Raw genomic sequence first — 14,462 nt, forward strand, 5'->3', positions numbered from 1 at the left:
ACGGTTGTTTTGTGTGAATATGCACGCTGGGTCAGACTTTTTTTGGCTGCGTCTGACCATTCTGATACACTGTTCTTTGCAGGAATGCCTGGATCTCTGCTGCATCAGACTTGCTCAAAAATGCAAGAAAAACTGTACCGCCGTATGCATGCAGAGGAATGAAATTCATGCCGGTCTTGTGGGAACCTGGTATCCGAAAGATGCTGCTGAACTGGAGCGCCTGGGTGCGCATGGTCTGTTCCTGAATGAAGAAAATGCCGCAGCGTTTGGTGATATGGGTGTCAGAGACCGTATAGGAAACGGTGCAGAACCACATGGGCAGAAGCAGCGTGGAAAGCAGTATCGCTGCTGCCGCAAAAATAATTGTCAGTGTCCAGAGCATCCAATGGGGCAGAAAAGCAAGAAAATACCACACCAGAATGATCAGAACAACGGCAAGAATGGGTGTTGCAATTTGTAATGTATACTGCGCATGGCGATCGGCATTGTACTGTTTCATGCGTTCCTCCTGAGGGCATACTTTTCTATGTCACTATCATATAATAATATATCAATATTATACCTTATGAATGCGGATACGTCAAGAAAAAATGTGCGAGAATTTTGATTGAATGAGGAATGAGGAGTTAGGAATTAGGAATGGCGGTGTTCGCTTCGCTCACAAATAAAAAACACTATGGTTTACATTTTTTAATGTATCGCCGTAGGCGATACCATCATTCTTCATTCCTAACACCTCATTCCTAATTTTAAAACGGGGAGATTGTTATGCTGGAACGAATTGCATCTATGGTCTGGGGGACGGGTCTGTTGGTACTTTTGCTGGGGACAGGACTGTGGCTGAGTCTGCGCAGCCACTTTTTTCAACTGCGCAGCTGGAAAACCATTCTTCACGAAACGTTCGGCGGTCTGCGCCGGGGTTCTGGCGAGACAAAAGACGGCACGCCTGCCTTGACGCAGTTCCAGACTTTTTCCGCAGCATTGGCGGCGGCGATGGGTACGGGGAATGTCATTGGCGTGGCAACTGCCCTATGCATCGGCGGCCCGGGAGCAATTTTCTGGATGTGGATCTCGGCTCTGCTGGGCATGATGCTGACTTATACGGAAAATGTATTGGCAATGCGCTATGCCCGTGAATTGCCGGATGGTACTCGTGTGGGCGGCCCTATGGCGTATCTGCGCTATGGTCTGGGCAGCCGGACGCTGGCGGCGCTGTATGCAGTTTTTTGTATCGCTGCATCTTTGGGGATGGGCAATATGACCCAAAGCAGTGCCATTTCTGCGTTGGCAGAGGAGGCATTTTCTGTGCCGCCTCTTGCAGTGGGGATTATTGTAGCGGTTTTGCTGGGCTGTATTTTGCTTCGTGGGGTGCGAGGTGTGGGCAGCGTGATTCAGTGGCTCATGCCTTTGCTGTCAGCGGCGTATATGCTGTCTGCACTGGCAGTGATCGTTTTGCATGGAGAGGCTTTGCCCCAGGCATTTCAGTCGATATTTCGGGGCGCATTTGGGCTTGATGCAGTGGGCGGTGGCATTTCTGGTGCATTGCTTCGGGAGGCAGTGCGGACGGGTCTGCGCCATGGGGTATTTTCTAACGAAGCCGGTCTGGGAAGCAGCGCTCTGGTTCATGCTGGGGGATGCTCACGGGATGCGTCTCTTCAAGGCATGTGGAGCATGGTAGAGGTAGCACTGGATACCCTGGTATGCTGTACACTGACAGCTCTGGCAGTGCTTACCAGCGGTGCTATGGAACAGGCAGAGGATGCCGGAGGAATGATTACAGCAGCATTTTCCGGCATCTTCGGCGGTGCTTCGCCTCAAATCATGGCAATTATGACAGCACTTTTTGCCTTCTGTACCCTTATCGGCTGGTGCTGCTGCGGGGAACAGGCAGTACACTATCTCTGGGGCACACGGGGACTTCAGCCCTATCGCATTTTATTCTGTCTGGCTGCCGGTGTCGGCGCTGTAGTCTCTCTGGGGGCAGTGTGGGCTGTCTCAGATATTGCCAATGGACTCATGGCGATTCCCAATCTTCTGGGGCTTCTTTTGCTGTCGGGAAAGGGAACGCCGCATTGTGCCGAAAAAAAGAAGGTTTCTGGCGGTTTTGTAGAAATTCCGGAGTGTGAGTCGTGAATAATTGTCCAAAAAGCAAATTTTTCTCAAATTCCATTGACATTGAATTCAGGAAATCGTATAATAAAACTATGTATTGCTGTACGTGAAAGTGGAATTGCAGAAACAGAACGCATTTTTATAGGGCGAAGATTGTTTCTGCATCGGAATTTATTGTATGAGAATGCTGCCTGCTGTGCGGACGTTTTATTGCCGGTAGGCCGTATTTTATATTTTATACATACGGGAATGCTGTATTCTTGCGTGATACAGTAAGAGTCTGTTCAGTATCTGGGCGTGCGCAGATTGCACAGTCAGATTTTTTGGGAGATGAAGTGAAAAACGGAGGAAATCCTTTGTGGATTTCCGAGTATTTTCGCAAAATCCCCCAGAAAAGATGCAAGCAAGATGCGTGCGAAAAGATGCTGAACAGGCTCTAAGAACCGGTGAAATCCAGGGCGATGTGTACAGGATGTGCTGTGTACAATGGCTGTCCCCGAAGAGAATGGAACGATGCAAATTCGGTGTGAACGACCGGAAAACAGGGACTGCTGCACGAAAAAGCACGGAATTGCAGAACGATCAAACAATGCACGAACCTTGTTAAAAAGAGAATACGGATCTTTTGGGAAAGCGATAGAAAGAACTTTGGAGATCTGTAGGAATACTGCAAATTGACACTGCCATCGCCAATTGGAAGAAAGCGAGGATATTTGATTGGCTACAGAAAAGGAACAGGTACGTGAACCACGCAACGGTTCACAGACAAGAAAGAGAAATTATGGTGCAAGACTGCGTCAGCAGAGCGGTGAACGGAAAAACGCCGGCGGATACCGCAGCAATGGCAGCCGTGGCGGTGCAGCACAGCAGACAAAAACACCAAAACGGGAACAGCAGAAGCGTACACCGGTACGGATCATACCTTTAGGCGGTCTGAATGAGATCGGAAAGAATATGACTGTGTTCGAGTGCAGCAATGACATGTTCATTCTAGACTGCGGATTGGCATTCCCGGATATGGACATGCCGGGTGTCGATATTGTCATTCCGGATTTCACCTATGTGGAGGGAAACAAGGACCGTGTGCGTGGTATTGTCATTACCCATGGTCATGAGGATCATATCGGCGGTCTGGCATATCTTCTGAAAAAAATGAATGTGCCCATTTACGGCACCCGCATGACCCTGGGGCTCATCCGGGGCAAGCTGGAGGAACATGGTCTCCTCAAGCAGGCGAAGCTCATTGAAGTTGAACCACGGAAAACTGTAAAAATGGGCTGTATGGCAGTGGAATTCATCAAGGTGAACCACTCTATCCCCGGCGCAGTGGGTATGGCGATCCATACCCCGGCAGGCATTATTGTGCATACCGGTGACTTCAAGGTGGACTTTTCACCGATTGACGATGAAATCATTGATCTGGCACGTTTCGGCGAGTTGGGCAGCCGCGGCGTTCTGGCACTTATGGCAGATTCTACTAATGCAGAACGGACAGGGTTTACTTGCTCTGAGCGCACCGTAGGCGGCTCCTTTGAGAAATTGTTCAAACGTGCTGAGGGACGGCGTATCATCATTGCGACATTTTCATCTAATGTGCATCGTGTACAGCAGATTATTGACCAGGCAGAGCACTACGGCAGAAAGGTTGCCGTATTCGGGCGCAGCATGATCCATGTCATTGAAACAGCTACAGAACTGGGCTATTTGACGGTACCCAAGGGTATGATCATTGACATTGACGAAATGAGCCGTTATCCTGACGAGAAGATTGTTCTTGTGACAACAGGAAGCCAGGGTGAGCCGCTTTCGGCACTGACACGGATGGCCATGAACAGCCACAAAAAGGTGTCCATTACGCCCAATGACTTTATTATTATTTCGGCAAAACCCATTCCGGGCAACGAAAAATATGTGACTCGTGTGGTCAACGAATTGATGAAATCTGGGGCAGAGGTGATCTATGAGTCTATGTACGAGGTGCATGTCTCCGGTCACGCCTGTCAGGAAGAACTGAAACTCATTCAGGCACTGACAAAGCCCAAGTTCTTCATCCCGGTGCACGGTGAATATAAGCATCTGGTGAAACATGCGGAAATTGCGAAATCTATGGGAATGCCGGAAGAGCGCATCCTGATCTCCAGTATTGGTGATGTGATCGAAACAGACGGTCAGACCATGCGTGTGGTATCTCAGGTGCCCGCAGGTCGTGTTATGGTAGACGGTCTGGGTGTAGGTGACGTTGGCTCTATCGTACTTCGTGATAGAAAGCATCTGGCGCAGGATGGTCTGATCATTGTGGTGATCGGCATTGAGCGCATGTCGAATACGCTGGTTGCCGGCCCGGATATTATCTCCCGCGGATTTGTCTATGTCCGGGAATCGGAAGAGCTTATGGACGAGGCACGCCGTGTGATGGTAAAGGTGCTGGACGGATGCAGCGCCCACGATCTGAAGGAGTGGGGCACGCTGAAAACCAAGCTGCGTGACGTTCTGTCTGACTTTATCTATGAAAAGACCAAGCGCCGTCCCATGATTCTACCCATTATTATGGAAGTATAACAGAAAATCCGAGGAGAATGCAGCATGAAACGAAAATATGGGGTAATCATCGCCACAGGGATCTTGTGGTTCATCAGCGTTCTGGTACCGCTGTTTTTGGCGGTGCTCAGGCGGATGCCCCAGCGGTGGCTGGCGACACAGTTCCTGGTGATTTTGCTGCTCAGTATTGTACTTTGTGCAGAGTGGTTCTGGCTGCGCCGTGCAGAACGGCAGCAGACCACAGCTGTCCGCGGAGAGATCGAAGGAGCTGGTATGGCAGCGCTTCAGAGCTTGGGTGTGCCAGTGATCCTGACATCCCACAGTGGAGAAATTGTCTGGTGTAACGATATGTTCCGTAGTCGTTTTGTGCCCAATCGTTCTGTTCTGGGACGATCGGTGCAGGATGTGATCCATCTGAATCTAGCTGCGTTGGGACAGAATCGGGATCTGCTTATGGAGCACAACGGCTTGAGCTATCGGGTGCACGCTGTTCCCAGTGTGCAGAATCAGCAGGAATTCATTGCTGTGCAGTTCTTGGAAATCACCGATATTTTGCGGCTGCAAAATGAAAATACCAATTCCAGACCTTGTGTCATGCTGCTGGTCATCGATAGCTATGACGATTTGCTGCAATACGCTAAGGAAAGTGAAAAAGCGCAGGTTTCTGCTGAGGTGGAGCGTGTGCTGGAAAACTTTATGCAGGGTACAGATGGCGTGATCCGCAAGGTGGAGAACGATCTGTTCTATGCGGTCATGGAGTCCCGGCATCTGCATGAGATCATGAACAACCGCTTTCATGTGTTGGACGAGGCACGGCAGATCCGGGTCAATGATCGGATGCATATTACTTTTTCCATTGGTGTAGGAGACGGTGCAGCTTCGCTGGCAGAGAGTGAAAAGTTTGCCCGGCAGTCTCTGGATATGGCACTGGGACGCGGCGGCGATCAGGCGGCAGTCAAGACGGAAAATGGGTTCTGTTTCTTCGGCGGCGCTTCTAAGGGCGTGGAGAAGAAGTCCAAGACCAAGATTCGTTCCATTGCCCTGGCGCTTCAGGAACTCATAGAGAATTCCGATCAGGTATTTCTCATGGGACACCGTTTCGGTGATCTGGACTCCATTGGTTCGGCGTGCGGACTTGCCGGTGCAGTGTGGCTTATGCAGAAGCCGGCGTATGTGGTAGTACACCAGCAGAGTTGCCTTGCCACTCAGCTGATTCAGCGGATGAAGCAGTGCAGCGACAGCCCCTGTTTCATCGAACCCATGGATGCCCTGGCGCAGGTGACAGAGAACAGTCTGCTCATTGTGGTGGATACCCACAACAAGGATATTCTGGAAAGTCTGGACTTGTACCATGCGGCACGGTATGTGGTGGTTATTGACCATCACCGAAAAAACGTCAATTTCATCGAAAATGCGGTGATTTTTCACCACGAACCCTACGCTTCATCGGCGTCGGAGATGGTGACGGAGATCATACAGTATTTCCGTCTCGATACGGAGATATCGGCGGCATATGCCGATGCGCTTCTGGCAGGCATTATGCTGGATACAAAAAATTTCGTCATGCGCACTGGTGTGCGTACTTTTGAAGCGGCGGCATATTTGCGGAAGATCGGTGCAGATACCATTCAGGTAAAAACGCTGTTTTCCAATACCATTTCCGCCTATTCCATGCGGTCGCAGATTGTTTCCCATGCAGAATTGTACCGCAACAACGCCATTTCCGTAGTGAAAATGCAGGGGCAGGACATGCGTGTGATTGCTTCTCAGGCGGCAGACGAACTGCTGAGCATTCAGGGGGTGGAGGCATCCTTTGTGCTGTATCTGGAGGAACACGGCGTGAGTATTTCTGCACGCTCTATGGGAAATGTCAATGTCCAGGTGATCATGGAACAGCTGGGCGGCGGTGGTCACCAGACTATGGCTGCGGCACAGCTGCCGAAGTGTACCATTCAGGAGGCAAAGGAACAGCTGCTGCTGATCCTGGAGGCGCAGGAAATGCAGAAAAATTAGGGATGCTAAATTCTCGTTTTATATAGAAAGGATGATCACAATGAAGGTTATTTTTACACAGGATGTGAAGGGCTCCGGCAAAAAGGGCGAGGTCAAGAATGTGTCTGACGGTTATGCACGGAATATGCTGCTGAAGAAAGGACTTGCAGTAGAGGCAACGGCAAAGAATCTGTCAGAACTGGCAGGCAAGCAGTCCTCTGTGGCACACAAGATCGATGTGGAAAAGCAGAATGCCCAGGAGACAGCGGATAAGCTGAGCGGTAAGACTGTAAAGGCTGTGGCGAAGGCAGGAAATGGCGGCAGACTGTTTGGTGCAGTGACTGCGGCACAGATCGCTGAGTGCATTGAAGCGCAGTATCAGTGCAAGATCGACAAGAAAAAGATCAGCCTGAAGTCAGATATCAAGAATTTCGGCACTTATGAGGCGGAGATTCGTCTGTATGCCGGCATTACGGCAAAGGTGACGGTGGAAGTTGTCGAGGGGTAAGTGATCTCTTGGAAATGGATGGAATGCGGGTCGTGGTTGCGTCCCGCATTCATTATTCTATGGATTTGGGGAAAGAGGTTTAGAATATGGCAGCAACGATAAAACTTGTTATTTATGTGATAGTGTTGATTGCAATATTACTTGTGTATCGCCAATATAAAAAAAGACAAAAGAATGCAAAAGCCACGTTGCTTCTGATTTTTTCTGTTAGTGCTCTAGTTGCTCTTTATTCCTTGCGGTTGGAAAATCTGGTGCTGTCTTATGAATCTCCGCAAAGTGCTTTTTTAAATAGTGGCTGTCATGGTACCATGCAGAAGATTGTGGATACAGAGGATTCTACATTTATAATCTATAATCAGAGTGGTGGAGAATCATATCTTTTTCTTACAAAGCAAAATGGTAGATGGAAAGTGCCGTTGAACAGGAAAACGCCGCTTATCGCCGCAGTAAATCCCAATATTTTGGTGTCAGTGTGCAAGGAAGATGATGTTCAAAATTGTTACATTGCATTGACGGTAATGGATGAGAGAAAAGTGAATGTTTCAGATAACAAAAGCACTGTGTTCGAACAATATAGCGAAAGCATGTATACTCAAAAATATGTAGCCTTTGTGGAAAATGTGGATGAAACATACTGTATTCAGGTGAACAATTTAGAAATATATCTGAATATACTTATGCCTTCGTTATTTTCTGCTCCGGCAAAAGGAACAATTATATCATAATACAGGAGGTTATGTTATGGCAGAATATATGCCTAACGAAAGTGCAGAACTGCCCTACAGTCTGGAGGCAGAACAAACCATTCTCGGTGCAATTCTAATTGATTCTGCTGTGCTGCCAGTGGTACTGGAAACCATTCGTTCGGAGTGCTTTTTCAATGAACAGCACCGGACGCTGTTCCAGATCATTATGCAGATGTTTACATCCGGAGAAAAAGCCGATGTCATTACCGTACTCAATGCTGCCGTAGAACAGGGTGTGTTTGAGACGGCAGCGGAGGGCAGAACTTATCTGGCGGCACTCATCAATATCGTGCCGTCTACAGCCAATATTGAAAGCTATTGCCACATTGTGGCGGAGAAATATTACATCCGTTGCCTTGCCTTTGCCGCAAGAGGCATTTTGCAGGATATCCAGTCCGGGGCACAGAATGCCCAGACTCTGATGGATGCTGCGGAACAGCGTATTTTTGACATTCGTCAGGGTAGGGATGTCCAGGGTCTGGTGAAGATCGGCGATGCGATCTGCGAAGCGTATGACCGTATCGGTAAGATCTCCGGTCCGGATAAGGAAAAATATTTGGGCGCAAAAACTGGCTTCAAATACCTGGACACCGTGACTTCCGGTCTGAATAAGTCTGACCTGATCCTGATCGCTGCCCGTCCGGGTATGGGTAAAACGTCCTTCGCCCTGAATATTGCCACCAATGTGGCACGGCACAGTGAAAAGGAAGTCGCCGTATTCTCCTTGGAAATGTCCAAGGAACAGCTTGCCACACGTATGCTCTCTACGGAAGCACTGGTGGATTCCAACAAGCTGCGAAACGGCTTCCTCACTAACGAGGACTGGGTACGCCTTGCCACAAGTGCCGGCGTGCTCAGCGGTCTGCCCATGTTCATTGACGATACGGCAAGCGTGACAGTGCAGCAGATCAAGGCAAAGCTTCGCCGGATGAAAAATCTCGGTCTGGTAGTGATTGACTATCTCCAGCTTATGGGTTCTACCCTGAAAACGGATAATCGTGTGCTGGTCATTTCGGAAATCACCCGTCAGCTGAAAATTATGGCGAAAGAACTGGATATTCCGGTCATTGTGTTATCGCAGCTTTCCCGTGGCCCAGAGAGCCGTACCGATAAGCGTCCGATGTTGTCCGATCTGCGTGAATCCGGTTCTATCGAACAGGATGCGGATATTGTTATGTTTCTCTATCGTGACGCTTATTATAATAAGGACAGTCCTACCCCCAATGTGTCTGAGTGTATCGTGGCAAAAAATCGTCATGGCGAAACCGGCACTATTCAGCTGGTATGGGATGGTCAGTTCACACGATTCTCCAATGCGGAGATGCGAAATGAAGGCTGAGTCTCTGCCCCGGCAGGTGTTGGCGCAGTTTCGGGCATTGGAATGCGTGCAGCCGGGTGACACGGTATGCTGTGCCCTTTCCGGTGGAGCGGACAGCGTCTGTCTGCTCCGGTGTCTACTGGAATTGCAGGAGGAACTAGGAGTTTCTGTGACGGCAGTTCACGTAGATCACCAGCTGCGTGGAACGGAAAGCGACAGGGATCGGCAGTTCTGTGGGCAACTCTGTGCATCGCTGGGGGTGTCTCTGGAAGAATACACTGTGGATGTGGAAACACGTGCCTGGCAGGAACACCTTTCCACGGAGCTTGCCGCCCGGCAGTGCCGCTATGAAGCCTTTTCGCAGGTGCAGGCGGACTGGATCGCCACGGCGCACACGGCTTCGGATAATCTGGAAACTCTGCTGCATCGCCTGATCCGGGGCAGCAGTCTCCATGGACTGACAGCCATTCCGCCGAAAAACGGCAGGATACTCCGACCGCTGCTGACAACGACCAGGGAACAGGTGGAGGCATATCTTGCGGAACTGGGGCAAACATATGTGACAGACAGCACTAATCTGACAAATCTGTATACACGCAACCGGATCCGGCACAGAATCGTTCCGGAGCTGAAACAACTCAACCCTTCTGTGGAACGCACCGCAGCGCACACCATCACTAGTCTATGCCGGGAGGATGACTACATGACACAGCAGACAACGGCGGCATATGCACAATGCCATACCAGTGCGGACATGTTGGAACATCTGGAGCAGATACACCCTGCACTGCAAACGCGTTGTCTGGCAATGCTGTTGGAGGAGCATGGACTTTCTTATGATGCGGCTCTGTTGGAACGTCTCATGGCATTGGCGGTGTATGGGGGCAGGTGGAACTTGTCCCGGCGTGTTTATGCGGCGGCAAAACCGGGCATCCTTTGGATAGAGACAGCACCGCCAGAACCGCTGGGGGAAAAGGCACTGCTGAAATTGGGAGAAAATCAAATTTTTCCGGGTTTTATCCTGTACGCTTCTCTGATAGAAGCAGAAAATCATGAGAAAGTAGAAAATGTTCACGGAAAATTTGCAAATAGTTGCCTGGATTATGATAAAATAAAGGGTAACATCTTCCTGCGTCTGCGACAGCCCGGGGAACGGATTCGTCTGCCCGGCAGAGCCTTTACTTCGTCCCTAAAAAAAGTCATTCAGGCACAAGTGCCCCAAGGACGCCGGAAGACCCTGCATATTCTAGCAGATGATGACGGGATCGTATTTGCGGAGTATATTGGTGCAGCCGACCGTGCAGTTCCCGATGAGAATACACGGCGGCTTCTGGTCGTAGAAATCAGAGAGGAGCAGAATGATGCCTGAGCTGGAAGCGAATATTGTGCAAGTGCTGCTGACCAAAGTGCAGATACAGACACGGGTGCAGGAACTAGGCGCACAGTTGGCATCAGATTATGCGGACAAAATGCCGCTGTTTGTGTGTCTGCTGAAAGGTTCTAGTATCTTTTTTGCCGACCTCGTACGTGCAGTGACGATTCCTCTGGAACTGGACTTTATGCGAGCATCCAGCTATGGAGACAGCATGGTCACTTCTGGTCATGTACAGTTTGAAGTACCGTTGTCCCAAACTCTGACAGGACGGCATGTGGTGCTGGTGGAGGACATTCTGGACACGGGCACGACGCTTCATGCAGTGCTTCCGGTACTGGAAGCACAGAAACCGGCTTCGCTGGCAGTCTGCACGCTGTTGGATAAACCAGAACGGCGAAAATTTGAGGTGTCGTTGGCATATCGCGGCTTTTCCATTCCTGACGCTTTTGTGGTGGGATATGGACTGGATTATGCAGGACTTTATCGTAATTTGCCGTATATCGGGATTTATGAAAATTCTGAGGAACAACAAATGCATTGAGAAAAAGGCGCAGAGATCGCCGAAACAGAATGGAGTGAATGTGATTTGACACCAAAGAGAGGCAGAGGCATCGGAACTTATCTTGTGATCGTATTGCTGCTCATTGCAGCCCTGGTCTTTTTGCTGCCGAATTTGAAGGGCAACGTCAAGACACCGGAATATTCTGAGATCATCCAGCATTTTGATGATTATGATGTCAAGGAATATACCCTGGATCTGGGATCCGGCGAACTGGAGATGGTGCTGCAGAATGACGAGAAAATTGCATATGAAGTGCCGAATGTCCAGATTTTCCTGGAGGATACCCAGTATTACCGGGAGAAGTATAACGCCAGAAACGAAGTACCTCTGAAAGAGGATTTCTATAAAATCAAGGATACTTCCTGGCTGCTGACGATTATTCCCACAGTGATCCTTGTGATCCTGATGATTATCCTGTTTGCATTTATGATGCGACAGGCAAACGGCGGCGGAAAGTACACTACATTCGGAAAGGCGAATATCAAGAACCAGATGAACACCCGGAAGGCTACCTTTGCGGATGTTGCCGGTGCGGATGAGGAAAAGCACGAGCTGGAAGAAATCGTGGACTTTTTGAAAAATCCCCGGAAATATGCGGAGTTGGGTGCAAGAATCCCCAAGGGCGTATTGCTCATGGGACCGCCCGGAACCGGTAAGACGTTGCTGGCAAGAGCCGTCGCCGGAGAAGCAGGCTGTCCGTTCTTCTCCATTTCCGGTTCGGATTTTGTGGAAATGTTCGTGGGCGTAGGTGCATCCCGTGTGCGTGACCTGTTCGAACAGGCGAAGAAGAATGCACCGTCCATTATCTTCATAGACGAGATTGACGCTGTGGGTCGGCACCGTGGTACGGGCATCGGTGGCGGACATGATGAACGGGAACAGACCCTGAACCAGTTGCTGGTAGAGATGGATGGTTTTACCGGAAAGGACAATGTCATTGTTATTGCGGCAACCAACCGCCGGGATATACTTGATCCGGCACTGCTGCGTCCGGGACGGTTTGACCGCCAGATCGTGGTGGGCTATCCCGATGTCAAGGGTCGTGAAGCCATTCTGAAAGTACACACAAAATCCAAGAGCGTTGGCCCTGATGTGGATCTGTCCACCATTGCGAAGTCCACTGTGGGCTTTACGGGTGCGGATCTGGAGAATCTGGTCAACGAAGCCTGCCTGCTGGCGGCACGGAAGAATAAAAAGGCGATCACCATGGAGGAAATCCAGGAATCGACCATCAAGGTCATTGCCGGCCCGGAGAAGAAATCTCACAAGGTGACGGAAAAGGAAAAGCGTCTGACAGCATTCCATGAGGCAGGTCACGCCGTCTGCACGTACTACTGCGATCACCAGGATAAGGTGCACCAGGTATCCATCATCCCTCGTGGCATGGCTGGGGGATATACCATGTCCCTGCCGGAACAGGACAAGAGCTTTGTCTCCAAAAAGGAGATGGAGGAGAATATCATCACACTGCTGGGCGGCCGTGTTGCGGAGCAGCTGGTACTGGAGGACATCTCCACCGGTGCATCCAACGACCTGGAGCGTGCCACATCCACGGCACGGAGCATGGTGACACGTTATGGTTTCAGCGAGAAGATGGGACCTGTGGTTTACGGCAACGACCAGAGTGAAGTGTTCCTGGGACGGGATCTGGGTTCGTCCAGAGACTATTCTGACCGTGTGGCAGCGGAGATTGACGACGAAGTGCGTTCCATCATTGAAAAGGCGTACGACAAGGCAAAGGAAATTTTGCAGGCGCACATGGATCAGCTCCATCTGCTGGCGAAGTATTTGATGCTTCATGAGAAGATCGAACGGGAAGATTTCGAGGTGCTCATGCGCGGCGAGATGGACCCGGCGATGTTCGAGGATACACCGGCAGAACCGGAGGAAACCGCACCGGAGACGGCGCAGCCGGCAGAGCCTGCGGTGGAAACCACTGAGGCAGAGCTGCAAACAAAGACGGAACCGGCGGCAGATATGCTGGAGAATCCGGAGAAAAAGGAAGAATAATGGAAAAGGCTGCTGTGCTTGGAATGAGTATGGCAGTCTTTTTGTTTGAACTTTGTTCACACTATTAAATGTGATTTGTGATATAATGGAAGAAAGTGACGAATGTGTGCGATCATTCGGAATAAAAAGGAGAACTTGATATGGGTAGTTGGAAACGGGTATTGGCGGCGGTTGCTGCTGGGGTGATTTTTGCGGTGAGTGTACCATGGACTGTCAGTGCGGTGGAAGCCTTAGAAACCGGTACATATGGTGATTTGACGTATATGGTACTTGAGGATGGAACTGTTGCGATCACGGACTGTGATGAAAGTGTGAAGGAAGTAAAAATCCCGGCGGAAATTGATGGGATGGCAGTGACCGGCATAGGTTGGCGTACATTTTTTGGCTGTAAAAGTCTGACTACTGTCATCATTCCAGACAGTGTGACCATCATAGGAAATTGTGCGTTTGAGTGGTGCACCAGTCTGACTGAAATTACAATTCCAGACAGTGTGACCAGCATTGGAGATTATGCGTTTTTTGAGTGCGACAGTTTGACTGGGATTACTATTCCAGATGGTGTGACCAGCATTGGAAGGGGTGCGTTTTCTGGATGCAATAGTTTGCCTGGGATTACCATTCCAGACAGTGTGACCAGTATTGGAGATTATGCGTTTTCAGGCTGTAACAGTTTGACTGGTATCAAGATTCCGAATGGTGTGACCAGCATTGAGACGAATACGTTTTTTGGATGTACAAGTTTGATTGAAGTTACCATCCCGGAGAGTGTGATCAGTATTGGAAATTATGCGTTTTCTAGTTGTGACAGATTGACCGATGTTTATTACAGTGGCACGGAAGAAGCGTGGAACGCAATTGAAATTGGAGAGTCTAATGAATCTCTTCTAAACGCTACAATTCATTTTAACAGCATCGAAGAAACTACTACTACAACGACAACAGAAACAATTACAGAAACAACCACTACAACAGAAGTCACAGCAACAGAAACTATTACGACAGAAGAAACGACAACAGACACCACTACGACAACAGACATCGCAGAGCTTCCCCAATCCGCTGGCGACATCGACGGCGACAATATTATTGACGCTAACGATGCCTACTATTGTCTCCTCGCCTATGCGAAAATGTCCGTGAGCGGTGATTCCGGTCTGACCGATGCATAAATGAAAGCGGCAGATGTAGACAGCAACGGCAGTATTAACGCAGATGACGCTTATTACATCCTGCTGTACTACGCAAAACAATCCGTGGGACAGGATGTCTCCTGGACGGAACTTCTCGGCTGAACTCCTGTT

General features: G+C 49.7%; 12 protein-coding genes. 11 read left to right on the forward strand and 1 reads right to left on the reverse strand.

Annotated elements, in window-relative coordinates; all coding sequences use genetic code 11:
• Positions 1 to 31: 31 nt before the first annotated feature.
• Entirely contained in the window at positions 32 to 499 is a 468-nt protein-coding gene (locus QZ375_RS01980; RefSeq protein WP_295214431.1) for a hypothetical protein, read from the reverse strand.
• A 269-nt stretch (positions 500 to 768) separates the two neighbouring features.
• Between QZ375_RS01980 and QZ375_RS01985 the strand changes: the two genes are divergently transcribed.
• From QZ375_RS01985 to QZ375_RS02035, 11 genes are all read left to right on the forward strand, one after another.
• Positions 769 to 2,133, forward strand: a complete 1,365-nt coding sequence (locus QZ375_RS01985) for an amino acid carrier protein (protein ID WP_295214434.1) — start codon at positions 769 to 771, stop codon at positions 2,131 to 2,133.
• Between the two features lie 696 nt (positions 2,134 to 2,829).
• Positions 2,830 to 4,671, forward strand: a complete 1,842-nt coding sequence (locus QZ375_RS01990) for a ribonuclease J (RefSeq protein ID WP_295214437.1) — start codon at positions 2,830 to 2,832, stop codon at positions 4,669 to 4,671.
• A gap of 24 nt (positions 4,672 to 4,695) precedes the next feature.
• A complete protein-coding gene (locus QZ375_RS01995) occupies positions 4,696 to 6,663 on the forward strand; it encodes a DHH family phosphoesterase (RefSeq protein ID WP_295214440.1) in 1,968 nt (655 codons plus the stop codon).
• A 40-nt stretch (positions 6,664 to 6,703) separates the two neighbouring features.
• On the forward strand, positions 6,704 to 7,150 hold the full coding sequence (gene rplI / locus QZ375_RS02000; RefSeq protein WP_295214444.1) for a 50S ribosomal protein L9: 447 nt from the start codon (positions 6,704 to 6,706) through the stop codon (positions 7,148 to 7,150).
• An 86-nt stretch (positions 7,151 to 7,236) separates the two neighbouring features.
• The gene (locus QZ375_RS02005) at positions 7,237 to 7,875 is read left to right on the forward strand and encodes a hypothetical protein (protein ID WP_295214447.1); all 639 of its coding nucleotides are present in this window, start codon (positions 7,237 to 7,239) and stop codon (positions 7,873 to 7,875) included.
• A gap of 16 nt (positions 7,876 to 7,891) precedes the next feature.
• On the forward strand, positions 7,892 to 9,235 hold the full coding sequence (dnaB, locus tag QZ375_RS02010; RefSeq protein WP_295214450.1) for a replicative DNA helicase: 1,344 nt from the start codon (positions 7,892 to 7,894) through the stop codon (positions 9,233 to 9,235).
• On the forward strand, positions 9,225 to 10,583 hold the full coding sequence (tilS, locus tag QZ375_RS02015) for a tRNA lysidine(34) synthetase TilS (RefSeq protein ID WP_295214453.1): 1,359 nt from the start codon (positions 9,225 to 9,227) through the stop codon (positions 10,581 to 10,583). Before dnaB ends, tilS begins: the two co-directional genes overlap by 11 nt.
• Positions 10,576 to 11,130 carry a hypoxanthine phosphoribosyltransferase gene (hpt, locus tag QZ375_RS02020; protein WP_365728036.1) on the forward strand — a complete coding sequence of 185 codons (555 nt, stop codon included), beginning with the start codon at positions 10,576 to 10,578 and terminating at the stop codon, positions 11,128 to 11,130. The genes tilS and hpt overlap by 8 nt, the downstream gene beginning before the upstream one ends.
• Positions 11,131 to 11,175: 45 nt before the next feature.
• A complete protein-coding gene (gene ftsH / locus QZ375_RS02025; protein ID WP_295214460.1) occupies positions 11,176 to 13,161 on the forward strand; it encodes an ATP-dependent zinc metalloprotease FtsH in 1,986 nt (661 codons plus the stop codon).
• Between the two features lie 140 nt (positions 13,162 to 13,301).
• Positions 13,302 to 14,330: a leucine-rich repeat protein gene (locus QZ375_RS02030; RefSeq protein WP_295214464.1), complete on the forward strand. Its 1,029-nt coding sequence runs from the start codon at positions 13,302 to 13,304 to the stop codon at positions 14,328 to 14,330.
• Positions 14,331 to 14,453 carry a hypothetical protein gene (locus tag QZ375_RS02035; protein WP_295214467.1) on the forward strand — a complete coding sequence of 41 codons (123 nt, stop codon included), beginning with the start codon at positions 14,331 to 14,333 and terminating at the stop codon, positions 14,451 to 14,453.
• Positions 14,454 to 14,462: the final 9 nt, after the last annotated feature.

The organism is Ruminococcus sp. (assembly GCF_019417665.1).
Lineage (GTDB): Bacteria > Bacillota > Clostridia > Oscillospirales > Ruminococcaceae > Ruminococcus_C.